The 25,308-nt window shown below is 64.2% G+C and carries 22 protein-coding genes; 10 read left to right on the top strand and 12 right to left on the bottom strand.

Translation table 11 applies throughout. From position 1 onward, the window contains the following. Nucleotide 1: 1 nt before the first annotated feature. The gene (locus tag XH93_RS38480) at nt 2-316 is read right to left on the bottom strand and encodes a hypothetical protein (RefSeq protein ID WP_194471441.1); all 315 of its coding nucleotides are present in this window, start codon (nt 314-316) and stop codon (nt 2-4) included. Here XH93_RS38480 and XH93_RS38475 point away from each other — a divergent pair. From XH93_RS38475 to pucL, 8 genes are all read left to right on the top strand, one after another. Continuing rightward, nucleotides 315-1,919 carry an ABC transporter substrate-binding protein gene (locus tag XH93_RS38475; RefSeq protein ID WP_194471440.1) on the top strand — a complete coding sequence of 535 codons (1,605 nt, stop codon included), beginning with the start codon at nt 315-317 and terminating at the stop codon, nt 1,917-1,919. The genes XH93_RS38480 and XH93_RS38475 overlap by 2 nt on opposite strands. 20 nt (nt 1,920-1,939) lie before the next feature. Beyond that, complete coding sequence (locus tag XH93_RS38470; RefSeq protein ID WP_194471439.1) at nt 1,940-2,881, top strand: ABC transporter permease; 942 nt, start codon at nt 1,940-1,942, stop codon at nt 2,879-2,881. Beyond that, nucleotides 2,878-3,801: an ABC transporter permease gene (locus XH93_RS38465; protein ID WP_194471438.1), complete on the top strand. Its 924-nt coding sequence runs from the start codon at nt 2,878-2,880 to the stop codon at nt 3,799-3,801. Before XH93_RS38470 ends, XH93_RS38465 begins: the two co-directional genes overlap by 4 nt. 19 nt (nt 3,802-3,820) lie before the next feature. Then, the gene (locus tag XH93_RS38460) at nt 3,821-4,810 is read left to right on the top strand and encodes an ABC transporter ATP-binding protein (RefSeq protein WP_194475500.1); all 990 of its coding nucleotides are present in this window, start codon (nt 3,821-3,823) and stop codon (nt 4,808-4,810) included. Then, a complete protein-coding gene (locus tag XH93_RS38455; RefSeq protein WP_194471437.1) occupies nt 4,807-5,805 on the top strand; it encodes an ABC transporter ATP-binding protein in 999 nt (332 codons plus the stop codon). Before XH93_RS38460 ends, XH93_RS38455 begins: the two co-directional genes overlap by 4 nt. Before the next feature lie 562 nt (nt 5,806-6,367). Further along, nucleotides 6,368-6,655: a hypothetical protein gene (locus tag XH93_RS38450; RefSeq protein ID WP_194471436.1), complete on the top strand. Its 288-nt coding sequence runs from the start codon at nt 6,368-6,370 to the stop codon at nt 6,653-6,655. Nucleotides 6,656-6,751: 96 nt separating this feature from the next. Further along, nucleotides 6,752-7,633 (top strand): 2-oxo-4-hydroxy-4-carboxy-5-ureidoimidazoline decarboxylase, encoded by an 882-nt coding sequence (gene uraD / locus XH93_RS38445; protein WP_139857872.1) that lies wholly within the window; start codon nt 6,752-6,754, stop codon nt 7,631-7,633. A 223-nt stretch (nt 7,634-7,856) separates the two neighbouring features. Further along, a complete protein-coding gene (pucL, locus tag XH93_RS38440) occupies nt 7,857-8,699 on the top strand; it encodes a factor-independent urate hydroxylase (RefSeq protein WP_194471435.1) in 843 nt (280 codons plus the stop codon). Nucleotides 8,700-8,762: 63 nt separating this feature from the next. Here the strand turns inward: pucL and XH93_RS38435 are convergent, their stop codons facing one another. Both XH93_RS38435 and XH93_RS38430 read right to left on the bottom strand, forming a co-directional pair. Next, on the bottom strand, nt 8,763-11,483 hold the full coding sequence (locus XH93_RS38435; protein ID WP_194471434.1) for a molybdopterin-dependent oxidoreductase: 2,721 nt from the start codon (nt 11,481-11,483) through the stop codon (nt 8,763-8,765). Next, entirely contained in the window at nt 11,480-12,301 is an 822-nt protein-coding gene (locus XH93_RS38430; protein ID WP_194471433.1) for an FAD binding domain-containing protein, read from the bottom strand. The genes XH93_RS38435 and XH93_RS38430 overlap by 4 nt, the downstream gene beginning before the upstream one ends. A 130-nt stretch (nt 12,302-12,431) precedes the next feature. Between XH93_RS38430 and XH93_RS38425 the strand changes: the two genes are divergently transcribed. Continuing rightward, nucleotides 12,432-13,781, top strand: coding sequence for an 8-oxoguanine deaminase (locus XH93_RS38425; RefSeq protein ID WP_194471432.1), 1,350 nt, complete (start codon nt 12,432-12,434; stop codon nt 13,779-13,781). A 53-nt stretch (nt 13,782-13,834) separates the two neighbouring features. Here XH93_RS38425 and XH93_RS38420 read toward each other — a convergent pair whose 3' ends face one another. The 5 genes from XH93_RS38420 to XH93_RS38400 all read right to left on the bottom strand — a co-directional run bounded on the left by XH93_RS38420 (nt 13,835) and on the right by XH93_RS38400 (nt 19,066). Beyond that, nucleotides 13,835-14,914: a BMP family ABC transporter substrate-binding protein gene (locus XH93_RS38420; RefSeq protein WP_139486680.1), complete on the bottom strand. Its 1,080-nt coding sequence runs from the start codon at nt 14,912-14,914 to the stop codon at nt 13,835-13,837. 70 nt (nt 14,915-14,984) lie between these two features. Continuing rightward, on the bottom strand, nt 14,985-15,902 hold the full coding sequence (locus XH93_RS38415; protein WP_194471431.1) for an ABC transporter permease: 918 nt from the start codon (nt 15,900-15,902) through the stop codon (nt 14,985-14,987). Next, on the bottom strand, nt 15,889-16,980 hold the full coding sequence (locus XH93_RS38410) for an ABC transporter permease (protein ID WP_194471430.1): 1,092 nt from the start codon (nt 16,978-16,980) through the stop codon (nt 15,889-15,891). Before XH93_RS38410 ends, XH93_RS38415 begins: the two co-directional genes overlap by 14 nt. Beyond that, on the bottom strand, nt 16,964-18,535 hold the full coding sequence (locus XH93_RS38405; protein ID WP_194471429.1) for an ABC transporter ATP-binding protein: 1,572 nt from the start codon (nt 18,533-18,535) through the stop codon (nt 16,964-16,966). Before XH93_RS38405 ends, XH93_RS38410 begins: the two co-directional genes overlap by 17 nt. Before the next feature lie 270 nt (nt 18,536-18,805). Further along, on the bottom strand, nt 18,806-19,066 hold the full coding sequence (locus XH93_RS38400) for a hypothetical protein (protein ID WP_139486676.1): 261 nt from the start codon (nt 19,064-19,066) through the stop codon (nt 18,806-18,808). Nucleotides 19,067-19,083: 17 nt separating this feature from the next. On the opposite strand from XH93_RS38400, the gene XH93_RS38395 reads away from it, so the two are divergent. Next, nucleotides 19,084-20,178: a hypothetical protein gene (locus XH93_RS38395; RefSeq protein ID WP_194471428.1), complete on the top strand. Its 1,095-nt coding sequence runs from the start codon at nt 19,084-19,086 to the stop codon at nt 20,176-20,178. Nucleotides 20,179-20,287: 109 nt separating this feature from the next. Here XH93_RS38395 and XH93_RS38390 read toward each other — a convergent pair whose 3' ends face one another. The 4 genes from XH93_RS38390 to XH93_RS38375 all read right to left on the bottom strand — a co-directional run bounded on the left by XH93_RS38390 (nt 20,288) and on the right by XH93_RS38375 (nt 25,282). Continuing rightward, nucleotides 20,288-20,788: a nucleoside deaminase gene (locus XH93_RS38390; RefSeq protein WP_194471427.1), complete on the bottom strand. Its 501-nt coding sequence runs from the start codon at nt 20,786-20,788 to the stop codon at nt 20,288-20,290. A gap of 92 nt (nt 20,789-20,880) precedes the next feature. Beyond that, nucleotides 20,881-22,065: a 2Fe-2S iron-sulfur cluster-binding protein gene (locus XH93_RS38385; protein ID WP_194471426.1), complete on the bottom strand. Its 1,185-nt coding sequence runs from the start codon at nt 22,063-22,065 to the stop codon at nt 20,881-20,883. Next, nucleotides 22,062-22,898, bottom strand: coding sequence for a xanthine dehydrogenase family protein subunit M (locus XH93_RS38380; protein WP_194471425.1), 837 nt, complete (start codon nt 22,896-22,898; stop codon nt 22,062-22,064). The genes XH93_RS38385 and XH93_RS38380 overlap by 4 nt, the downstream gene beginning before the upstream one ends. Further along, complete coding sequence (locus tag XH93_RS38375; RefSeq protein WP_194471424.1) at nt 22,895-25,282, bottom strand: xanthine dehydrogenase family protein molybdopterin-binding subunit; 2,388 nt, start codon at nt 25,280-25,282, stop codon at nt 22,895-22,897. Before XH93_RS38375 ends, XH93_RS38380 begins: the two co-directional genes overlap by 4 nt. Between the last annotated feature and the right edge of the window lie 26 nt (nt 25,283-25,308).

Genomic DNA, 25,308 nt, shown 5'->3' with positions numbered 1-25,308 from the left:
CTTAGCCACTTGCGGCGACGTGTCCGGGGTGAGCGTCAGCCCGTCCGGACAACGTCATGATCGACAGCATAACGTTGTCAAGGGTGTCGGTGGGCACCTGATCGAGGATCGCAAATCCGCGTGATCGCATTGAAAAATGCGCCCGCCCGAAAGGTGCCGCTGCCCCGGCGCCGCCGGACCATGCTGGCATACCATTTGCACGCAAATTGATCAGCATCACCGGTTCGACCGCCGGGATCACCTCACCTTGTGCCAAATCTCCGCCGATGAAACCGGCGGAGTGGCCACGACAACCCGATGTTTGGGAGAGTTTCATGGATCGCAGGACTCTGTTGAAAGGATTGGCCGGGGCAGGCAGCCTCGCGGCGACAGGCGGCCTTTCGATGCCGGCCCTTTCCCAAGGCGCAGCGGCGCGCACCCTGCGCTTCGTGCCGCAGGCCAATCTTGCGAATTTCGATCCGATCTGGGGGACCCAGTATGTGGTGCGCAACGCCGCCGCGCTGGTGTGGGACACCCTCTATGGCGTCGACGCGACGTTGCAGCCGCAGCGTCAGATGGTCGAGTCCGAGGAAGTCACCGATGATGGCTTGACCTGGACCTTTCGTCTGCGGTCGGGGCTCAAGTTCCACGACGGCGAGCCTGTGCGAAGCAAGGACGTGATCGCAAGCCTCACGCGGTGGTCGGCCCGCGATCCGATGGGACTGATGATCAAGGCGCTCCAGCAGGAGTTGACTGCCGTCGACGACAAGACTTTCAAATTGGTGCTGAAGCAGCCCTATCCGAAGCTGCTCTACGCGCTGGGCAAGAACAATACGCCGATTGCCTTCATCATGCCTGAGCGCATTGCGCAAACCGACCCGTTCAAGCAGATCACCGACTATGTCGGTTCGGGGCCGATGAAGTTCGCGAAGGCCGAGTGGGTCCCCGGCGCCAAGGCGGTGTTCGAGAAATTCACCGACTATGTGCCGCGGCAGGAGAAATCGTCCTGGCTCGCCGGCGGCAAGCAGATTCTGATCGACCGCCTGGAATGGGTGGTGATCCCGGATCCCGCCACGGCAGCAGCCGCATTGCAGAACGGCGAGGTCGATTGGTGGGAAAGCCCGATCACCGATCTCGTGCCGGTGCTCAAGAGCAACCGCAACATCAACGTCGACATCGCTGATCCGCTCGGCAACGTCGGTTCTTTCAGGATGAACCACCTTTACCCGCCGTTCAACGACGTCAGGGCGCGGCGTGCGGTACTGATGGCAATGAGCCAGGAAGACTACATGCGGGCGCTGGTTGGAGATGACACCTCGCTCTGGAAGCCGCTGCCCGGCTTCTTCACGCCGGGCACGCCGCTTTATTCGGAGGCGGGCGGCGAGATCCTCAAAGGCAAGCGCGATTTCGACGCGGCCAAGAAGCTGCTGGCGGAGAGCGGCTATTCGGGCCAGCCGGTCACCTGCCTCGTGGCACAGGACCAACCGATCACCAAGGCGCAGGGCGACGTCACCGCCGATTTGCTGAAGAAGCTCGGCATGAATGTCGATTTCGTCGCGACCGACTGGGGCACGGTCGGATCGCGCCGAGCCCAGAAGACGCCTCCGGGGCAGGGTGGCTGGCAGATGTTCCACACCTGGCACGCCGGTGCCGACTGCATCAATCCCGCGCCCTACAACGCCATTCGCGCCAATGGCGACAAGGCGTGGTTCGGCTGGCCTTCGAGCGATGCCGTGGAGAAGGATGTCGTGGCGTGGTTCGAGGCCAAGAATCTCGATGAAGAGAAGGCGGCGATCAATCACCTCAACAAGGCGGCACTCGAGGACGTGGTCTATGCGCCGACTGGCTTCTTCCTGGGTTACACGGCATGGCGCAAGACCATCTCCGGCATCGCGAAGGGGCCGCTGCCGTTCTTCTGGGGCGTGTCGAAGACCGCATGACGACGGCACGGTGAACCGACATGGTCTCGTATATCCTGCGGCGCATTGTCGCGACGTTGCCGGTGATGGCAATCGTCGCGCTGTTCGTCTTCAGTCTGCTCTACATTGCGCCGGGCGATCCGGCAGTCGTGATCGCCGGCGATCAGGCCAGCCCCGCCGACGTTGAACGGATACGACAGAGCCTCGGCCTCGACCGGCCGTTTCTGGTGCAGTTCGGGTCATGGCTCTGGCACATCCTGCACGGCGATCTCGGCACCTCGATCTTCACCAGCCTGCCGGTCTCGACGCTGATCGCGCAGCGTATCGAGCCGACACTCTCTCTGATGGCGATTGCCCTCTCTCTGACCGTTCTGATCGCCGTGCCACTCGGCGTCGTGGCGGCGTGGAAGGCGGGAAGCTGGATCGACCGCAGCATCATGGCATTCGCCGTGTTCGCCTTTTCGCTTCCTGTTTTCGTGATCGGATACGTCCTGGCCTACGTGTTCGCGCTCAAGCTCGAATGGCTCCCGGTGCAGGGCTATACGCCGATCGCCGAAGGCGTCTGGCCGTGGCTGCAGAACCTGATCCTGCCGGCGGTTGCGCTCGGCGACGTCTACATCGCGCTGATCGCACGCATCACGCGCGCTTCCATGCTCGAAGTGTTGCAGCAGGATTATATCCGCACGGCTCGCGCCAAGGGTCTTGGGATGCGCGACATCCTGTTCGTTCATGCGCTGAAGAACGCCGCAGTTCCGATCGTGACGGTGATTGGTATTGGCATTGCCCTGCTGATCGGCGGCGCTGTGGTGACCGAAAGCGTGTTCGCGATCCCGGGCCTTGGCCGACTGACGATCGACGCGATCCTGCGCCGCGACTACCCGGTCATCCAGGGCATCGTGTTGCTGTTCAGCTTCCTCTATGTGCTGATCAACCTAATGGTCGACGTCATCTACACCCTGGTCGACCCGAGGATCCGCTATTGACCGTATCCACCACCCGCACTGTAACCCTGCCTCCGGGCCTCGTCATCGCGCCGCAACTGCCCGATCTGCTGCGGCCGGTGAAAATCCGGCGCGGCGTGCTCGGCTTCCTTCGCAGTCATCCGACGGTTGCGATCGGCGGCGCATTGCTGCTCTGCCTGGTCCTGGTTGCGGTCTTCGCGCCTTATCTCGGGACCGTCGACCCGACCGCGCTCGCACCCGCCAAGCGTACACGCGCGCCATCGGCCGACTTCTGGTTCGGCACCGACATGCTGGGCCGCGATATCTATTCACGCGTGCTCTACGGGACGCGGGTCTCGCTCACCGTCGGACTTTCCGTGGCGGTGCTGGCCTCGCTTGCCGGTCTTGCGGTCGGCCTCGTCTCGGGCTTCGTGCGTTGGGCGGATGGGATCTTGATGCGGTTCATCGACGGGTTGATGTCGATACCGCCGATCCTGCTCGCGGTTGCGTTGATGGCGTTGACACGTGGCAGCGTCGGCAACGTCATCCTGGCGATCACGGTTGCCGAGATCCCGCGCGTGACGCGGCTCGTGCGCGGCGTCGTGCTGTCGTTGCGCGAGCAGCCTTACGTGGACGCTGCCACGGCCTCCGGCACGCGAACGCCGATGATCATCATGCGTCACATCCTGCCCAACACGCTGGCGCCGATGTTGGTCCAGGCCACCTATATCTGCGCCAGCGCCATGATCGTGGAGTCGATCCTCTCCTTCATCGGCGCAGGTACGCCGCCGACCATTCCCTCCTGGGGCAATATCATGGCCGAGGGCAGGGCGCTGTGGCAGGTCAAGCCTTTCATCGTATTCTTTCCTGCCGCGTTCCTGTCCGTCACCGTGCTCGCCGTCAACCTGCTCGGCGACGGCCTGCGTGACGCGCTTGATCCGCGCATGGCGAAAAGCCTGTAGGAAGTCGAGGTTTGATCCGATGGCATTGCTCGAAGTCGAGAATCTGCAGATCCATTTCCGGACGCCCGATGGGATCAACCGGGCGGTCGACGGTGTGTCCTTCCAGGTCGACGAAGGTGAGACACTGGCGATCGTCGGCGAATCCGGCTGTGGCAAGTCGGTCACCTCGATGTCGCTGATGCGGCTGATCCCCGAGCCGCCGGGCAGGATCGCGGGCGCGGTCCGTTTCCAGGGCAGGGACTTGCTGCAACTCTCCGAACGCGAGATGCGCGCCGTCCGCGGCAACGACGTCTCGATGATCTTCCAGGAACCGATGTCGAGCCTCAATCCGGTGCTGACCGTCGGTCGCCAGATCGGCGAGACATTGCGGATGCATCAGGGCCTGGACAAGCAGGCTGCAGAGGTGCGCGCCGTCGAGATGTTGAATCTGGTCGGCATCCCGGAGCCGGCGCGGCGTGTGCGCGAATATCCGCATCAACTGTCCGGGGGCATGCGCCAGCGCGTGATGATCGCGATGGCACTGGCCTGTAATCCAAAGCTCCTGATCGCCGATGAGCCGACCACAGCGCTGGACGTCACGATCCAGGCGCAGATCCTGCAGTTGATGCTGGACCTCAAGCGCCGGGTCGGGGCGGCGATCGTCCTGATCACTCATGATCTCGGCGTGGTTGCCGAGATCGCCGAACGCGTCATGGTGATGTATGCCGGCCGCAAGGTCGAGGAAGCGCCGGTGGCCAGGCTGTTCCGCTCCCCCCGCCATCCGTATACGCAGGGCCTGCTCGGCGCGGTACCCAAGCTCGGCTCTTCCCTGACCGGCGCGGCGCGACGGCTCACCGAGATTCCCGGGCAGGTCCCCAGCCTCAAGAAGGCCATCGAGGGCTGCGCCTTTGCCGGGCGGTGTGCGCTCGCGACCGATCTTTGCCGGCAGGTCGCGCCGGGTCTCGAAGTAAAAGGCCCCGGCCATATCGTCGCGTGCCATTACGCTGCCAAGGAAGCTGCTGCGGCATGAGCGCCCCGCTGCTCCAGGTCAACGACCTCAAGAAGCACTTCCCGGTTCGTAGCGGCCTGTTCGGCCGCAGGTCCGGCTCGGTCTATGCCGTCGATGGCGTGTCCTTCGAGGTCGACCGTGGCGAGACCCTGTCGCTCGTCGGCGAATCCGGCTGCGGAAAATCGACGGTCGGCCGGGCGATCCTGCGACTGTTCGACATCACCTCGGGCCAGGTGGTGCTCGATGGCCAGCGCATCGACGATCTTTCACCCGGCGGGCTGCGCGCCATGCGCCGCCGTGTTCAGGTGGTGTTCCAGGATCCGTTCTCCAGTCTCAATCCGCGGATGCGCGTGCGCGATATCCTGGCCGAGCCGATCCGCAATTTCGGTCTCGCCAAGTCTGCCGCCGACCTCGAGATGCGCGTTGCGGCGCTGATGGACACCGTGCGCCTGCCGCGCGACGCGCTGAACAGGCGGCCCCACGAATTCTCGGGCGGTCAGCGCCAGCGTATCGGGATCGCCCGCGCGCTTGCGGCGGAGCCCGACCTGATCGTCTGCGACGAGGCGGTGTCGGCGCTCGACGTCTCCGTCAAGGCCCAGATCGTCAATCTGCTGCAGGATCTGCAGCAGCAATTCGGTCTTGCGCTGCTCTTCATCAGCCACGATCTGGCGATCGTCGAGCACATGACGCACCGTGTCGCTGTGATGTATCTCGGCAGGATCGTCGAGATGGCGCCAAGGCAGAAGATCTTTACCGCACCGGGGCATCCCTACACCAAGGCCTTGCTCTCGGCGGTGCCGGTGCCGGAGCCTGGCGCCGCGCGAAACCCGATCATCCTGAAGGGCGACGTGCCGAGTCCGATCAATCCGCCGAAGGGTTGTCGCTTCAACACCAGGTGCCCGTTCGTCTTCGACCGCTGCAAGGCAGAGGAGCCGCAGCTTCGGTCGGCCGGAGACGGTCAGTGGGTGGCATGCCATCTCGAAGCGCTTCCGGAGGCGCCAGGCTCCGCCGGATGAACGATATGGGCGCCGCGATGCAACGGTCGGCCTGGCGGACAATGCATGCGCATGCCACTATCAGCGAGCATCGGAGGAGATGTTTGGCGCCTCCCCGATTCAACCCCGCGAGGCCCCAGGGCGAACGAAGCCCGGTATTGGTCTAATGTCCGGCCGGCGCCGAATACCCGCCGGTGTAGTAGGACGGAGCGGGACTGATCACCCTGGAGGGTTGCCATGCTGCATAGGCGTCGGTGGGGCGTGCCTGCGATTGATGTGTCGGTGCAGCCTGGGGCTTGCGGTGGCGCTCTGCGGCCGTAGCGCTCTGCACGGTCAGTGCAAGCAATAGACCTGTCGCGACAGCGTAAACGTTCTTGCTCATTGGGCATCTCCCTCGCGCTTTCGAGCCGGCGTTATCGCCGGCTCGTTCCTCAGCAAATAGTGCTTGCAAGGGCGTTCCTTAGGGTGGCTACAATCACGAAGCAGTGCGCAAAATAATTGGGCGCGACTAAATTTTTGGCAGGGTCTATCGTCTGCCGGCACCAGTCAGTACCGGCTTGGACGCACCATCCGAAGGTACCCGATGAGAACGAAAATCCTTCTGGTCATGCTGCTGGCCGTTTCGCCGGCATCGGCAGAGACGCGGCCGACGCCCAAGGCCCTTCCAAGAGCCGCGGCCGGGTCGGCCGACGTTTGTGCTCCGATCGGCAAGACCGCAAAAGGCGAATTGGTCTACTCGATGAAATGCGAGGACGTGCCGCAGCCACCACCGGCCGCCGCGCCGGCGGCCGAGGCCAAGCAAGCCGCGCCGCCGCCCGAGCCGGAAACGCAGCGGACCGGATTGTTCGGCTGGTCCTACGACCGGCGGTAGCAGGGGGCACGCTACCGCGGTGCGCATTCCCACGGATGACGACCCAGCGCATTCCAGGTCGAAGTGTCATCCATCGAATGGACAATCGGACGGCCCATGACGACATTGCCTGATCTCAACAACGCCAGCCGAGATGATTTTGTCGCGGCTCTCGCCAATGTCTTCGAACACTCGCCCTGGGTTGCCGAGCAAGTTTCGATGCAGCGGCCGTATGCCGGCATCACGCAATTGTTCATGGCGATGAAGGCCGCCGTCGAGCGGGCGCCGGCAGAACTGCGGCTGGCATTGATCAAGGCGCATCCCGACCTTGCCGACAAGACGCAGCGTGCGGCGGGCCTCACCAGCGAGTCCAATGCCGAGCAAAACAGCGTGGGGCTCGATCGGCTGTCCGATGCGGAGTACGACGCGTTTCAACGCGTCAATAGCGCCTATCGCGCCAAGTTCGGCTTCCCCTACATCGTCTGCGTGCGCCGTCACACCAAGGATTCCATTCTGCGTGACTTCGCGCGCCGATTGCCGAACGACGCCGCTGCCGAGATGAAGAACTCCGTGGAGGAGATCTGCCGCATCGCAGCGCTAAGGCTCGACCAGACCGTGACGGCCGACGACAGGCTTGCCGTGCATGGGCGTCTTTCAACCCATGTGCTGGATACTCACAGCGGCAAGCCCGCGGCGGGGATTACGGTTGAACTGATCGAACTTGCAGAACTCGGCGCGAGCCGTACGGTGACGCGGACCTCGACGAACGCCGACGGACGCACCGATCGCCCCTTGATCGGTGGACGTCCCGTTCCCGCGGGGCAATACGAGCTGCTGTTCGAGGTCGGCGACTACTTCGCCAAGCGTGGCGTGCCCTTGTCCAGTCCGCCGTTCCTGGACAAGATACCGTTGCGCTTCTCGGTCAGCGAACCCGAAGGCCATTTGCATGTCCCGCTGCTCGTGACGCCATGGAGTTACGCGACCTATCGCGGAAGCTAGCTACGGAATCGGAGGCGGCAGATGACTGCTGAAAGGCGCGGCAGGGATGGTGAAGATCCCGGCAGGGCGGCCATGCCGTGGGGCCACGATCCAGTGATCGAGCCTGGTCTATCCATGGCGCGGTGGGTGGCGCGAGCTTGCCGATGGCACAAACGTTGCTCAATATCGGCCACGACGGGCGGCGGGCGATGCCGGCCGCGGGGCCATAGCTGGAGGCTTTGACGTGCCGCTGATCAAGAACCGATATGGAAAGGGCCGCGTTCGCGTGATGCGGATTCATCGCGACGGGGAGCGGCAGGAGGTCAGTCAGCTCAACATCAAGGCGATGGTCGAAGGCGACTTTGCCCGCACCTATACCGATGCCGACAACAGCATGACGGTGTCGACCGATACCATCAAGAACATCGTCAATGTCGTTGCGCGTGAAAACACCGGGCTTTGTGCCGAGGAGTTCTGCCAGGTGCTGGCGAGGAAATATCTCGACACCTATCCGCAGATTTCATCCGTCGCCCTCACCTCACACGAGACCAGATGGACCCGCCTGAGTTTCGAGGGCAAGCCGCATCCGCACAGCTTTGTGCTCGACGGCAACGGCCGTCCCACGGTCGAGGTTGCGATGGCGCGGGGCGGAGCGCCGACGCTGGCGTCAGGCGTCGACGGGTTCGCATTCATGAAATCGACCCAGTCGGGCTGGGAAAGCTATGTCAAGGATCGCTACACCACGATCCCGGAGACCGCGGATCGCATCTGCGCGACCAGCATGGTGGCGTCGTGGGCGTGGTCCGCAAAGCCGGCGAGCTATCCGGCGGCGAATGCAAGGATCCTCGACTCCATGCTGAAGGTCTTTTCGACCACCTACAGCAAGAGCGTGCAGGACAGTCTCTACCGCATGGGCGAGGCAGCGCTTGCCGCGGTCCCCGAGATATCAGAGATCAGCATGGCCTGCCCGAACATGCACTTCATCCCGATCAATCTGGCGGCCTTTGGACTGGACAACAACAACGACGTGTTCCTGCCGACCGACGAGCCCCACGGGCAGATCGAGTGTACGGTGGGACGCGGCTAGCCCGATTGTGCTTCCGCCGGTGCAGGATCGATCCATTCTATCGCCGCCTGCCGGCATCAGACGCTAGCCAAATTTGTTCAGCAGCGCCGGAAACAGCCGGTCGGGCTTGAAGGGAACGTCGGTGAAGCGAATGCCCGTCGCGTTGGCGATGGCGTTGCCGAGCGCAGCAGCGACGGGGTTGTAGGGGCTCTCGCTCATCGATTTCACCCCCATCGGGCCGACGCTGTCTGATGTGTCGGCAAAATAGACCTCGGTGCGCGGCACGTCTGCGAAAGAAGGTACGTGATAGTCCCGGAATTTTGGATTGATCACGCGGCCGTCGTCGCCGACCACCAGTTCTTCGTAGAGCGCCGCACCGAGCGATTGTGCGACGCCGCCCTCGACCTGACCGCGGCACTGCATCGGGTTGGCGACACGGCCGGCGTCCGCGGCCTGTACACTCTTCAGGATCTTCAGCGCGCCGGTGCCCTTGTTCACGGCAACGCGAAACCCCTGCACGTTGAAGGCAACCGAACGCGGCGTTCCGCTCGACGTACCGCTTGCCTGCAGGGGCTGACCACCGGCACGCGCCGATCGCGCAAGCTCGGCGTAGGGCAGTCGGTGCTTGCCGCAAACCGCATGATCGGCCTCCAGCAGGCAGATGCTCGGATCAGTTCCAGTGATCTGGCAGGCCAAAGCCTTCAGATCGCGCGCCAGGTTTTCGGCAGCCGCTTGCGTCGCACCGCCGGCGACGAAAATCCCGGCACTTCCATAGGCGCCGGTGTCGTGGCCGCCATGCGCGGTGTCGGACTGTCGCAGGAGGATGCGGTCGACTGAAGTCGCCAGCGCGGTCGCTGCGATCTGACGATGGACCGTGCTCGTGCCGTTGCCGAATTCGGCGGTGCCGACGGTCAGCTCGAAGCGTCCGTCGTCGCATAGCCTGATCGCGCAGTCCGCGATGTGGCCGGCCGGTGGCACGGTGTCGATCATGGTCAGGGCGATGCCATCGCCGATTAGCCAGTCGGCGGAGAGCTGTGGTCGGGGGGCATCCTCCGTCATCGCGCGCTCGACCAGATCAAGACATTGGTCGAGGCCGTAGGAGCCGTACTCCACGTCGTGATATTCGGAGCCGGGCGGCGAGAGCATGGGATCGCCCGGCCTGACCACATTGCGACGGCGCATATCGAACGGCGAGATGCCGAGTTGCTTGGCCAACTCGTCGATCGCGGCCTCGACGGCGATCAGCGTCTGGGGCAGGCCATAGCCGCGGAAGGCGCCTGCCGGCAGCGTGTTGGTATAGCAGGCGACGGCGTCGACCTTCTTGTTGGGGCAGTTGTAGACGCTGATGCATTCGCTGACCGCATGGAATAGCACCGGCCCCGCATGATTGCCGTAGGCGCCGGTGTCTGAGAGCACGCCGAGTTGCAGCGCGGTCAACCGGCCGTCCTTGTCTGCCCCGGCCTTTACGGTGACGCGCATCGGGTGCCGCGTCGAGGTCGCGATGAATTGCTCCTCGCGTGTGAGCTCGAGCTTGACCGGCCGGCCGGTGCGAAGCGCGGCGAGCGCGAGCACGTCCTCGACAAGCATCTCCTGCTTGCCGCCGAAGCCGCCGCCGACACGCTCGCAGAACACCCGGACCTTGTCGGGCGGCAGCTGGAAAATGCCCGCCAGCGCCCGGCGGGTGAGGAACGGGACCTGCGTGCTGGAGCGGACGTTGAGCACGCCCGAGGCATCAAGCCATGCCAGCCCGCCATGGGTCTCCAGCGCCGCATGCTGGACGCGCTGGGTGGTGAAGGTGCCTTCATAGGTGACGGCCGCCTCTGCGAGTCCGCGCGCGACATTGCCAAATTCACCATGTGTTTCGGCGACGATGTTGCGCGCGGCATTGGCGACGCGGTGCGTGGTCGTCTTGTCGGGATGAATCGGCGGGGCGCCGTCGGCGATCGCCGCGACTGGATCGAACACCGCGGGAAGGATTTCGTAGTCGACTTTGAGGCGGCGGCATGCGTCCTCTGCGGCAGCTTCGCTGTCCGCAACCACCGCGGCGACTTTCTGACCGACGAAGCGAACGATCGTGTCGAACACCCTGGTGTCATCGGGATCCATCCAGTCGCGCTCGTGGCGCGCCGTCGAGAACAGGCAGTCGGGCGCATCCTCATGCGTCAGCACCGCGTGGACGCCTGCGACCTTCAATGCATCCGTCTTGTCGATTGCGACGATACGTGCGTGAGCGTGAGGTGAGCGCAGGAGCTTGATGTGGAGCAAGCCGTCGATCGCCGTATCGAAGGTGTAGGGCGCGGCACCGCGTACGATGAGCGGGCCCGCGGGGGCGGGAAGGCTGCGGCCAAAAGCCGGGCCGGCCACAGCATCCTCGATGTTGGTCTTGCCGTCGAGCGCGTCCTGGATCGAACGATAGCCGGTGCAGCGGCAGATATTGCCCTTCAGCGCAGCGTCCAGGTCCTGTCGCTGCGCCTGATTCAGCGAGGCGCAGGTGAGGATCATGCCGGCGGTGCAGAAGCCGCACTGAAATCCTTGCGCATCGAGGAACGCGCGCTGCAGCGGATGCGTGCCGCCGATACCGCCCAAGCCCTCGATCGTGGTCACCGCATGGCCATCGGCGCGGAAGGCCGGGATCAGGCAGCTATGGACCGGCTCGCCGTCGAGCAGCACCGTGCAGGCGCCGCAGTCGCCGGCGTCGCAACCCTTCTTGACGCCGAGATGACCGAGCTCGCGCAGGAACGTGCGCAGGCATTGTCCGGGACGCGGCAGAGTCGAGAACGTGTTGCCGTTGATCTCGAACGTCATGGGCGCGCCTGCAATTCGTCGCGGATCTCCTCGGCAAGCCGCAGCGTCATGTGCTTGCGCCACAGCGGTCTGCCGTGGACGTCGGTGTGGTAGAGGCCGTCCGCAATGTTCCGCAGGATCGTGTCACGCAGTTCGTCGGCACGAGGAATGGCTGGAAACGACAATTGCACAGGGCGGACCGTCGAGGCGGTGACGGTCAGTGTGAAGATGCCGTTATTGTCGAGGCTGCCGATCAGCAGTGCGGCTGAGCGGCCGACCGGCGTCAGCGAAATCTGGCGGAACGCCGAACGCCGCCTCAGGGCGGCGATCGGGATATCGATTTGCCGCAGCAGGTCACCGGGGGCCAGCACGTTTGCATGATCCCCGGTCACGAAGTCCACGACCGGGATGGTCCGCTCGCCGCCGCCAGCCATCCAGATCCTGCACACGCCATCGAGTGCCGAGGTCAGTGAAATCATCGGTCCCGCCGGGAGCGACATGCAGATGTTGCCGCCGACGGTCGCGGTCTTCCAGATCTTGAACGAAGCGAGAAAAGCACGACAGCACTGGCTGATCAGCGGCGCGGCCATCCAGTCCGGCGGGCAGGCGAGGGCATCGAGCTGCGCGACCGTACAGGTCGCCGCGATGCTCAGTTGCGCGTCACCGATCGTGAGTGCCGGCCAATTCAGGTCGGCGAGATCGATCAGCCGGGTGAGATGCACCTGGGGCTCCGAGAACAGCCAGGTGCCGCCCGCGAGCCATGCATCGCCTGCCGTCCAAACGGGCAGTTGCGCCCGCGAGAGCGGATGGACGACCTCGGTGACGGTGTTCAAGTCCATGGATACGCCAACGCTTTCAACGAGATGCATCATTGACTATGAAGGCCTGCAAGAGCAACGCCAAGTCTCGCGGGACGTGGGATGTTCCTTGCAGGCGGGATGGGCGTTCGCCGGCCCGGGAGACGAAATGATGGATCAAATGCAGGCAATCTGGATCAAGGATCCACTGTCGATTCTGGCCGAGGGAGCCGAACGCGGCGTTGTGGTCCATGGCGGCAAGGTCGTCGAGTGCGTGGGGGCCGGGCATCAGCCGTCGACGGCAAATGTTGCGGTCTACGACGCGAGCGCCCATGTCGTGCTGCCCGGGCTGATCAATACCCACCATCACTTCTATCAGACGCTGACGCGGGCGCTGCCCGCCGCGATGGATCGCGAGCTGTTTCCCTGGCTGCAGGCGCTGTATCCGGTGTGGGCGCGACTGACTCCGCAATCGCTCGAGCTCGGCGTCAGCGTCGCGATGTCCGAGTTGCTGCTGTCTGGTTGTACCACGACCACCGATCACCACTACGTCTTTCCGGCGGGCCTCGAAGAGGCGATCGACATCGAGGTCGAGGTGGCAAAGCGGCTGGGTATCCGTGTGCTGCTCACACGCGGCTCGATGAACCTCTCGCAGCGTGACGGCGGGCTGCCGCCGGACAGCGTGGTGCAGGACGAGGATGCGATCCTGGCCGACAGCGCGCGGCTGGTGTCGAAACATCATCAGCGTCGTGAGGACGCGATGGTGCAGATCGCGCTGGCACCATGTTCGCCGTTCTCGGTGACAACGTCGCTGATGCGCTCGACCGCCGATCTCGCCCGCAAGCTCGACGTCCGGCTGCACACGCATCTTGCCGAGACTGAAGACGAGAACAGGTTCTGCCAGCAGATGTATGGCTGCCGCCCGCTCGATTACCTCGAGCAATGCGGCTGGTTGAATGCCCGGACCTGGCTGGCCCACGGCATCTTCTTCGAGACGGAGGAGATGAAACGGCTGGCCGCGGCCGGAACGACGGTCAGCCATTGTGCCTGCAGCAACCAGATCCTGGCCTCAGGTTGTTGTCCGGTCTGCGAGATGGAGGAGGCCGGCGTCGCGATCGGGCTCGGCGTCGACGGCTCGGCGTCGAACGACGGGTCCAACCTGATGCAGGAAGTCCGTGCCGCGTTCCTGCTGCAGCGCACCCGCTATGGCGTCACGAAGGTCAGCCACAGGGATGCGCTGCGATGGGCAACCAAGGGCTCGGCCGCCTGCGTCGGCCGTCCCGAACTCGGCGAGATCGCCGTCGGCAAGGCCGCGGACCTTGCGCTGTTCAAGCTTGATGAGTTGCGGTTTTCCGGTTCCGGCGACCCGCTCGCCGCGCTGGTGCTCTGCGGCGCGCACCGGGCCGATCGTGTGATGGTCGGCGGCAGATGGGCCGTGATCGACGGCGCCATTCCCGGGCTCGATGTCGCTGACCTGATCCGCCGCCACAGCGCGGCCGCCGCTGCGATGCGCGCGGGATAGAGCACGAGGCGGGAGGCTCGGGCGGAATTGCCCGAGCCGAAGCCTTCTCAGACCTACTTCCCGGGAATCTTGTCGTCGATCCCCTTGATGTAGAAGTTCATGCCGAGGATCTGGGTATCCTCGAGATGATCGCCGCCCTTGCATTCGACGTCCTTGCCGTCCTGCGCGACGACGGGACATTTGAATGGATGCAGCTTGCCGGCCGTGATGGCGGCCTGGGTGTCCTCCGCCATCTTCTTCACGTCGTCAGGCATGTTGGTGTAGGGAGCCATCTCGAACATCTTGCTTTCGAGGCCGCCCCAGGTGTCTTCGGACTTCCAGGTGCCGGCGAGCTCGGCCTTGACGCGCTCGATGTAGTACGGCGCCCAGGTGTCGAGGATCGAGGTGAGCTGCGCCTTGGGACCAAACTTGATCATTTCGGAATCCTGGCCGAACGCGAGCTTGCCGCGTTCGCCCGACACCTGCATTGCGGCCGGGCTGTCGGTGTGCTGCATGATGATATCGGCGCCCTGGTCGAGCAGCGCCTTGGCCGCATCGGCTTCCTTGCCGGGATCGAACCAGGAGTTCACCCAGATGATCTTGACCTTGATGTTCGGGTTGATGGTCTGGGCGCCCAGCATCGTCGCGTTGATGCCCGACACGACCTCCGGAATTGGGAAGGAGCCGATGTAGCCGAGCACGCCGGCCTTCGACATCTTGGCCGCGATCTGACCCTGGATGTAGCGGCCCTGGTACCAGCGCGCCGAATAGGTCGACATGTTCTTGTCACGCTTGTATCCCGAACAATGCTCGAAATGCACGTTGGGATATTTCTTCGCGACCTTCAGTGTCGGATCCATATAGCCGAACGAGGTGGTGAAGATCAGCTTGTTACCGGCGCGCACGAGTTGCTCGATCGCGCGTTCGGCATCCGGTCCTTCCGGCACGTTCTCGAGGAACGTCGTTTCGATCTTGTCGCCGAGTTCCTTCACAAGGGCTTGCCGAGCCTGTTCGTGCTGATAGGTCCAGCCGAGGTCGCCGACCGGTCCGAGATAGATAAAGCCGACCTTCAACTTGTCGGCGGCCCAGGCGCCGCTATTGATGCATCCGGCCAGGAGAACCGCTGCGGCCGCTGCAAATAACGTTCTCTTCATCTCAATCTCCAAACGGGGAAACCATAGTTCGGAACGTGAGCGCCCCATCGCGGCACGCACCGACTTCAAGCTAGCGGTCCGGCACGAATACGGTTCCGAGCGCGGCGGGCGCCGTCGAGCCGCCGGTGCGCGCGCGAGAGAGCAGAACCAGAACGATAATTGTCGCGAGATAGGGCAGCGACGACATGAACTGTGAGGGAATTCCGATGCCGGCGCCCTGTGCGTGGAGCTGAAGAATAGTAACGGCGCCAAACAGGTAGGCTCCGACGACCAGCCGGGTCGGCCGCCAACTCGCGAAAACGGTCAGCGCAAGCGCGATCCACCCGCGTCCTGCGGTCATGCCGGGAATGAAGAAAGGGGTGTAGGCGAGCGGCAGATAGGCTCCGGCAAGCCCGGCGCAGGCACCTCCGAACATCACCGCGTAGAGCCGGATCCGCAGAACCGGATAGCCGAGCGCATGGGCGGAGATGTGGTTGTCGCCGCAGGCGCGCAAGATCAGCCCGGCACGCGTCCGATACAGGAACCACCAGACGCCGACCACCAGGGCGATCGAAAGATAGATAAATCCGTCCTCCCCGAACAGGATGCGCCCAGCCAACGGAATATCGCTGAGGCCCGGAATGTAGAGGTGCGGTGCAGGCGTGATGCGTTCGCCGACGAAGCCCGCGCCGATCAGGCCGGACAGCCCGATCCCGAGGATGGTCAGCGCGAGGCCGGTCGCGACCTGATTGACCGCGAGCCCGAGCGCCATCAGCGCAAAGATCAGCGACATCAGGATGCCGGCAACCATGCCGCAGAGTGCGCCGACGATGATCGAACCGGAGAGCCAGGCGCCGCCGAAGCCGCAGGCGGCACCGACGATCATCATGCCTTCGACGCCGAGGTTGAGCACACCCGAGCGCTCGGTCACGAGCTCGCCGGTAGCGGCGAGCAGCAGCGGCGTGGAGGCCGCCAGCACCGACAGGATGATGGCCTCAATGAGCCCCACTTTGCACCTTTGGCGAAGTGGAAATAAGCCGAAAGCGGTAGAGGATCAGGGAATCGCAGGCGAGCACGTAGAACAGCAGGATGCCCTGGAACACCTTGGTGACGTCCAACGGGATTTTCATCGCGATCTGGGCCTGCTCGCCGCCGATAAAGGTCAATGCGAGGAATAATCCTGCAATTAATATTCCAATTGGGTTCAGCCGCCCGAGAAAGGCGACGATGATCGCCGTGAAGCCATAGCCCGGCGAAATGCCTGGCTGCAGATGGCCGACCGGGCCGGCCACCTCGATGATGCCGGCGACCCCGGCCAGCGCGCCGGAGATTGCAAAGGTCAGCAGCACCAGCTGGTTGGCGTTGAACCCGCCGAACCGCGCAGCCCGCGGCGCGGCGCCGACGACCCGGATCTCGAAGCCCTTGATGGTCCTGCCGAGCAGCACCGCGCCGGCGGCCACCACGAGCAGTGCGATGATCGAGCCAAGATGCAGCCGGCCGCCTTCGATCAGGGTCGGCACGGTCGCCACCGGATCGAACTCGGCCGTGGTCGGGAAGTTGAAGCCCTGCGGGTCGCGCCAGGGACCGCGCACGAGATAGTCCAGCAGGAGGTCGGCGACATAGACCAGCATCAGCGAGGTCAGGATCTCGCTGGCGCCGAACCGCACCTTGCAGATCGCCGGAATCAGCGCGTAGAGCGCGCCTGCGACCGCACCGAGCACCAGCATCGCCGGCAACACCCAGTGGCCGGCGTCGGTGCCCTGGGTCTTCACCGCGAGCCAGCTTCCGGCGACCGCGCCGATCAGGAATTGGCCCTCGGCGCCGATATTCCAGGCGTTGGCGAGATAGCACAACGACAGGCCGATCGCGATCATGACCAGCGGCGTCGCCTTGACCGCGATTTCCTGCAGCGAGTAGCCGTCGGTGAGCGGATCGATGAAGTAGACGGCGAGCGCGGCAATCGGATTCTTGCCGAGCACCATGAACACGATGCACAGGGTGACGATCGTCAGCCCGATCGCGATCAGCGGTGAGACCAGCGCGATCGTGGTCGAGCGCTCGGCGCGCTTCTCAAGCACGAGTTGCATGAGCTGTCTCCGCCGCTTCAATGCTGCTGCCGCCCATCAGCAGGCCAAGCGTCTCGCGGCTGGCCTCGCGGGTTGGCACGGGGACCGACAAGCGGCCATGGAACATCACGGCGATGCGGTCGGTGATTTCGGCGAGTTCATCGAGGTCCTGGCTCGTCACCAGCACCGCGGCGCCGCCCGCGGCAAGGTCGAGCAGGGCCTGCCGGATCACGGCGGCCGCACCCGCGTCGACGCCCCAGGTCGGCTGGTTGACGATGAGCACGACGGGATCGCGGAGGATTTCGCGGCCGACGATAAATTTCTGCAGGTTGCCGCCCGACAGGCTCGCCGCTTCCGGGTCGCGCTTGGCCTTGCGCACGTCGAAGGTCTCGGTGGTCCGGTCGACGGTCTTCAGGGTAGCTGCGGTGTTCACGAAGCCATGAAGCACCATGTTGCCGATGGCATGGCCGGTGAGGAGGGCGTTTTCCGAGAGCCGCATGCGCGGTGCCGTACCGTGGCCGAGCCTTTCCTCCGGGATGAAGGCGGCTCCCAGCCGGCGGCGCTTGGTGATCGACAGATGTCCCGCCGCGTGTCCGTCGATCACGATGGTGCCCGGGTCTTTCGCCAGCCGTTCGCCTGAGAGGGCTGCGAACAGTTCGTCCTGTCCGTTACCGGCTACACCGGCGATACCCAGTATTTCGCCACCGCGGAGCTCGAACGAGATGTGCTCGAGCCGCACACCATGCGGATCGTCGGGCGCGAGGCTGAGATCGTTGACCAGCAGGCGGGGCACGGTGATCTGCCGGCTCGCTGCCGCCTTCACCTCCTTGATCTCGCCGCCGACCATCATGCGTGCGAGCGATGCCGCCGTCTCGGCCTTCGGGTTGCAGGTCTCAACCTTCCGCCCGCCGCGCAGGATCGTTGCGGTGTCGCAGAGCCGCTTCACCTCTTCGAGCTTGTGGCTGATGTAGAGAATCGCTCGACCTTCGGCCTTGAGCCGGTCCAGCACGGTGAAAAGCTGGTCGGCCTCCTGCGGCGTCAGCACGGCGGTCGGCTCGTCGAGGATCAGGAACTGCGGATTCTGCATCAGTGCGCGCACGATCTCGATACGCTGCCGCTCTCCGACCGAGAGCTGCCAGACTTCTCGCTTCGGATCGAGTGGAAGCCCGTAGGTGCGGGACACCTGCTCGAGCCGCGCCGAGATGTCCCTGAAGGCCTCCTTGCCGTCGAGGCCGAGCGCGACATTCTCTGCGACCGTCAGGTTGTCGAACAGCGAGAAATGCTGGAACACCATGCCGATGCCGTGTGCGCGTGCATCCGAAGGACCCGACAGCACGATGGTCCGGCCCTGCCAGCGAATCTCGCCCTCGCTCGGCTGGATCAGGCCGTAGATCGCTTTGACCAGCGTCGATTTTCCGGCGCCGTTCTCGCCGAGCAGTGCATGGATCTGCTGTGGCCGGATTTCGAGATCGATCTTGTCGTTGGCGAGAAACGTACCGTAGCGCTTGGTCAGGCCGACCGTCTGCAGAAGCGGCGTTGCACCTGTGTGCTGCGCGGCAGATGTCGTGTCTAGCATCCCGGGATGTCGCATACGTGAGGAGAGCAGGCAGCAATAGTGGGCCAGTTTTGGCGCACGCGTAAGTAGGGAAAAAGCGCCATTGCTTGCTTAAGCCTTCGGCACGATTGAGCCTTTTCCGTAGATTTGCGGGGGCGTTGGTCGTTCGGGCCACCATTCAGTGCGGTATGCGTTGTTGCAGAACTGCAACTGTCGATTCCAATTCGAACGGGGGGTAGTCAGCGATGACGCGAAGTTGAGCAGGGCGCAATTGCGCGATTCCTGCGGATTTTACGCACGCCAGGCAGCGCCCTCCGCGGTGCGCGGAAATGTCGCGGAAATCGAGCAATGATGGGCATAATTCGAAAATTTCTGAATTTCATCGAAACCGAATTTCGCAACGATCGACGCTGACAAAACCGGTCGGGCTCGGCCGATCTCGCGGAGGCTGTTGATCAAACGCGCGTCAGCACGTGGAAAAACTTCAGGCTTCCCGTTCGCCCCGAAGCTGCGCAACGCTGTTGCGGAAGCAACGAACTCCTTGCGCTTCACTCTGGGGGTCTTTCACGATGTTCAACATTCGCCGAACCTTGTCGGCCGCTGTCTTGTCATTGGGGTTGGTACCGGCCGCCAATCTCGCGAGCGCCGCTGATCTGCCGGTCAAGGCGCCCAAGCCGGCCGCCGACCTGCCCTTTTTCTTGGTCGTCGACAATCGAGTGACCTACTCCTACATTTTCTCCGGCACCGATCCGGGCGTATTTTCCGTCCGTCCCGACGGCAGCATCGATGGAAAGACCGCCAAGCAGGTCTATTCGTTCACGCACTTCGACATCTGGGCCTACGGCCAGAACTTCTTCACGATCTCGATGTACAAGTCGGACCACAACGACCCGGCATCGCCGTGTTCGAATGTCGGTGTGACCATCACCGGAGCTCCAGCAACCTGCGCCGGCGCCACCGAAATTTATGGCCTGTTCCGATCCACCTTCGGCTGGAACCAGATCTTCAACACGAAGGCGTTCAGCATGGGACCGCTGAACAATATCTCGTTCGAAGTCGGCATGGACGCCAACACGGAGAACAACTTCCTCGCGCCCGCCAAGCGTGACGTCGTCGCCGGTCTCCAGTTCGAATTCAACCTTCCCTACAAGGGTTACATCAACGTGGCGCCGTTGATGTATTACGAGTTCGCCAATCACAACGCGTTCGACCAGTGCGGTCTGTTCGGGCCAGGTGTGCCTGGCGTGACCTGCCTCAGCGACGGCAATACCAAATTCAAGCCGACCTGGGCCGTCGAAGTGAACTACTACATGGATCTCGGCTTCCTGCCCGAGAACATGCAGTATTTCTCGATCAGTGGCCGCGCCGGCTGGTACGGCAAGAAGGGCACCGAGAACGAACCGATGGCGTTCAATCCGGTCACCAACATCAGCACCGCGGTGGAGCTCAACTCCGAGCCGATCCGTTTGACCTTCGACGCGAGCAAGGCGTTCTGGGGACCGAAGTACTCGCACTTCGTGGACGTCTGGGTCGCCTATCGCTATTGGCAGAACAAGTTCGGCCTCGACCACGCCAAGAGCGTTGTCTGTAATGTCGCGCCGGGCGTCAGCAATAATTCCTGCACCGAGGAATCGCTCTATTCCGGTATCTCCGTGAAGTTCTGATCCACCTGACCCGTTCCATCGGTGGATCCCCTGTGGCGCCGCGACACACCGCGGCGCCACTTTCACGTTCCTGCACGGGGGAATTCTGGCCGCCGGAGCCGCTGCGCGACTATCGGGTCCAGGCGCCCTCGTGCACGATCGCGGCTTCGTCTTCAAGCAACGGGCCGACAACCTCGGTCTTGCGTTGACCGCTGTCGAACACGTTGCGACACGGCAGGTCGAGCGTCGGATTGTCGGGATGATTGCCGGTCAGTTCGCGCAGCCGCTGCTCGCCCAGTCCGTAGACCACGCGGCCGATGCCTGCCCAATAGATTGCGCCGGCGCACATTGCGCAGGGCTCGGCGGATGAATAGAGCGTGGCAGCCGCCAGCACTTCCGCGGACAGCGTCGTACATGCCATGGTCGCCAGCAGTCGCTCGGCATGGGCCGTGCCGTTGCGCGACGGCATGAAGCCGTTCTCGGTCTCGAGCAGGACGCTGCCGTTCCGATCGACGAGAACGGCCCCGAACGGATGATTGCCATGGCTTACCGCCCGGCGCGCGATCGTGAACGAATGTCTGAGAAAGCGCTCGTCGTCACGCGCTTGATTGGAGTGGTTCGTCCCAGTCATGAAACATCTCCTTGCCGCCGCAATCCGAGCGCCAAGCCAGGGTCTGTGAGCAGGCCTGTTCTCCGGCGCAGAGCGCTACGATGCCATCATCGTCAGCGATGCCAAGTCCGCTGACCGATCCCCTTTGCAAATCTCCACAATTGGTGGAGCAGGAAGGCAAGACCGTCGATTGGCTGCGCGGTCTCGCGTCTGGTCGTGCCTGAAACCTGTTGCTCCAGATTGCGAGCAAAGTCCGCGGTCAGGCGGGCCGCGAGGTCCCGTACCAGTCCGTCGCGCGCGATCTGGGCCAGGATGCCTCGCAGGCTGTAGCCGATCGATAGTTCGACGCGGGTTGCGGCGCCGGCGTCGATGGACGCGAGGCGGTAGCGGATTTCGCCTGAGGTCGAGGACCGGCTGCGCTGGTCGTCTCCGGTTCCGACGATCCGGCCCGACATCGTATCGGGATCGCGCGCGATCCTGGCGGCGCCGCGGAAGGTCGCGGAAATCGGACCGAGCTTGACGCGAATCTGGCCCTCGACATGCTCCGCCGTCGGGGTACCGGTCAGCGAAACGCCGGGAAGGCAGGCTGCAACCTGCTTGACGTCGCCGAACATCGCAAACACTTCCCCGATCGGGGCGGCGATGGTGAAACTCTCTTCAAGAGTCCTGTCAGGCACGGACTCCGGAATTGCTACCTTGCGGCTCGGGCCTTCTTTCGGCTCGACAGCGGCCGCCGGTCGGATCGTCGCCGGACCTCCAATGGCTGCTCCGTTGCCGGATCCCACAGGTCCAAGTTGCTCGCGGCCCGCGCCCGGCACAGGCTGGATGCCGCGCTTGCGTCTGTCCTCAATGACCGAGTGCACGGCGCGGACGATCCCGACATAGCCGGTGCAGCGGCAGAGATTGCCGCTCAAGCCAACGCGGATTGCGTGGTCGTCGGCGGCTTCGAGGCGCAGCACGAGATCGCGCGCCGAGATCAGCATCCCCGGCGTACAATAGCCGCATTGCAAAGCGTGCTCGCGGGTGAATGCAGCGCGAAGTTCGGCTGCGATCTCATCCCTGTCGAGGCCTTCGATTGTGGTGATGTGCGCGCCGGCGCAGGCGGCTACAAAGGTGATGCAGGACCGCGCCGGCATGTCGTCGATCAGCAGCGTACAGGCCCCGCACACACCATGCTCGCAGCCGAGATGCGTGCCGGTGAGGTCGAGATGGTCACGCAGGAAGTCGGCGAGATGCGTGCGCGGTGCGACGGATGCCTTCACGGTACGCGCATTGACGTTGATGTCGATTGTCGTCACGCCGCCGCCTCGTCGATCGCCCGGCGCAGCACCGTGACATGGATGTGGCGGTCGGCAGGGCTCGTCATCCCGGCCTGAGCCAGGAGTGCATCTGCGGCGTGGGCATCGAACTGTTGCCTGAAATTGTGGGTGATGCGGCCGCCGAACAGCTCTGCTGCGTCGACAAGGAAGATCGGTGCGGCCTCGATGGCGCCGATCACTACACGCGTACTACCCAGCTCCGGATCGATCATCACGGCGGCAATCGCATGCGCAAACTCGCCCGGCTTGCGGCAGGCCTTGACGTAACCCCAGCGGGCCGAAGCGCGCATCACAGGCACGCGCACGGCCTCGACGATCTCGCCCGCCTGCAGCACCGATTCCAGCGCGCCGGCGATGAAATCCTCGACGGCAAGGTCGCGGACCCCGTGTGCGCTGCGCAGCGTTACCTTTGCGCCAAGAGCGGGAAGGGCCGAAACCCAGTCCGCGGCCGGATCGGCATGGCTGAGCGAGCCGCCGATCGTGCCGCGGTTGCGCACGGCGCGGTAGGCGATGGCGCTGGCCACTCGCTGCATGGCGCCGCGCGTGACGTCGGGGATGCGCCCGTCCTCGATGTCGCTGTGGGTCACGCAGGCGCCGATCACGAGTTCGTCGCCGCGGCGCTCCGCCTGTTTCAACTCGGCAAGCCCCGAGATGTCGATGATCAACTCGGGCTGGACAAGGCGGAGGTTCAGCATCGGGCCGAGCGACTGGCCGCCCGCCATGATTTTCGTCGATTCGCCTGCCTCCGCCATGAGCGCGATTGCTGCCCTCAGGTCGGCAGGACGTTCGTAGGCAAAGGGAGCTGCCTTCATGCGGCCGGTCTTTCCGCCTCGCGTGCCGCGAGAACGGCTTCCACGATCCGCCGCGGCGAGATCGGCGAGTGCAGAAGCTCGACGCCGAGCGGCCGCAACGCATCGTTGACGGCGTTGGCGATCGCAGCCGGCGGCGCGATGGCGCCGCCTTCACCGATGCCCTTGACGCCGAACATGGTGTAAGGCGAGGGGGTCTCCATGTGATCGAGCCGCGGCGCCGGGACTTCCGTCGGCCCAGGGAGCAGGTAATCCGCAAGCGTTGTCGCAAGCGGCTGGCCTGCACCGTCGAACGGCATTTCCTCGTAGAGCGCAGTGCCGATGCCTTGTGCGAGGCCGCCAAAGATCTGGCCGTCGACGATCATCGGATTGACCAGCACGCCGCCGTCCTCGACGATGACGTAGTCGAGCAACTCGACTTCGCCGAGATCGGGGTCTACCGCAACGGCGACGGCATGCACGGCATAGCTGAACGTGCCGCTGTCGCGGCGCGGCTTGTAGCCGCTGGTGGACTCCAGGCCTGCAGGATCGACATCGGGCGGCAAGTCTTGCGGCCGCCGGTACCAGGTATGCGCGATCTCGGAAAGCGCGATGCTGCTGTTCGGTCCGCACACGCGGCCGTTGCGCAGCGAGACTGAGGCGGGATCAAGCTGCAGGAGCTTGGCGCCGATGTGCTTCGCACGCTCGGCGATTTCCGCGCAGGCCGTTCCGACCGCGCCGCCTGCCATCACCATCGCGCGCGAGCCCCACGTCCCGGTCGAATAGGGGGTCAGTGCGGTGTCGCCGTGGATCACCCGCACCTTGGCGGTGTCGATACCGAGAATTTCGTGCGCGACCTGCGCCAGAGTGGTCTCGAGGCCCTGGCCGTGCGAATGCAGGCCGACCCGGATCTCCAGCCCGCCATCCGGCGTCATGCGCGCGGTGGCCTGTTCATGGCCCGGCACCATCGGAATGCCCCAACCGGCATAGACGGAGGTGCCGTGCGCGGCCTGCTCGCAATAGACCGAAAGACCCAGGCCGATCAGCCGCCCGTCGACCTCCTTGAGACGCTGGCGCTCGCGCCACGAGGCGACGTCGATCGTCGCAACGGCGCGCCTGATGGCTTGGGGATAATCGCCGCTGTCGAAGTGCTTCCTGGTGATGTTGTCGAACGGCATTTGCTCGGGCCGGACCAGATTACGCAGCCGCACTTCCGCGGGCTCGAGCCCTGCTTCTCTTGCCACCGCGTCGAGCATCAACTCCAGCGCGAAGCAGACCCCGGTTCGGGCCACACCGCGATAAGGCAGGATCGGGCACTTGTTGGTTGCGACCGAATATGTCCGGCAGCGATAGGCAGGCATGCGATAAGGCCCGGGCAGGATACTCGCGACTTGCGCAGCTTCGAGACAGGCCGAGAAGGGATAGGAGGAATAGGCCCCGGAATCGACGATCGCCTCGCAATCGATGCCGCGCAAGGTGCCGTCGCGGTCGGCATAGACGGTGATGTTGTAGTGGTGTTCGCGGCAGTTGGCGCTGGCGGTCAAGTGCTCGCGTCGATCCTCGATCCAGCGGACGGCAAGGCCCTGTTGCATCGCAAGCCATGCCAGGCATACTTCCTCGGGCAGCAGGATTCCCTTGTGCCCGAATCCGCCACCGATATCGGGTGAAACGATGCGGATGCGTCCTTGCTCGATGCCGAGACAATCCGACAGGCCGTTGCGCACGATATGCGGCATCTGCGCGCTGGTGTAGAGCGTGAGCTGGTCGAGGCGGTGATCGAAGCTTGCGACCACGCCGCGTCCCTCGAGCGGGGACATGCATTGCCGTGCCGTCGATATTTCACGCGTCATCTTGATGGGGGCGTCGAGCGCAGGGGCGATGTCGACCTCGAACAGGGTTTCGAGGAAGACATTGTCGCCCCAATGCTCGTGAACCAGTGCGGTTCCGGCCTCGCGCGCCTTGCACATGTCGTGCACGGCGGGCAGCGGTTCGAGCTCGAGCCCGACGCAGGCCGCGATATCTTCAGCTTCCGCCCTTGTCGGCGCCACGCACATGGCGACGAGCTCACCAACATGCCGAACTTTTCCGGTCGCGAGCACCGGCTGTTCCGAGATCTTGAATCCCGGCAGCCCGGACACGGCGCGGATCGGTGCGACGCCGGTGAGATCGGCTGCCGTGAACACGACATCGGAAAACCGCTCCGGCACGTGAATGGCCTTGATGCGCGCATGCGCCAGCGGACTGCGAACGAACGCGACGTCCTTCAGCCCGGCAATGCGGATATCGGCCACATACTGGCCGCGCCCGCGCAGGAAGCGGTCGTCCTCCTTGCGCGGCAATCGCGCACCGACGCCCTGACCGCCGCCAGCGGTCACGCCCGAAGCGGAAACGCATTCGACGTCAGACATTCGCGCTCGCCCCTGCTTGAGCCCGC

It is taken from the genome of Bradyrhizobium sp. CCBAU 51753 (genome assembly GCF_015291565.1).
GTDB lineage: Bacteria > Pseudomonadota > Alphaproteobacteria > Rhizobiales > Xanthobacteraceae > Bradyrhizobium > Bradyrhizobium ivorense.
Note: the sequence above shows the minus strand (reverse complement) of the source record. Positions and strands in the feature narration are given on the sequence as shown.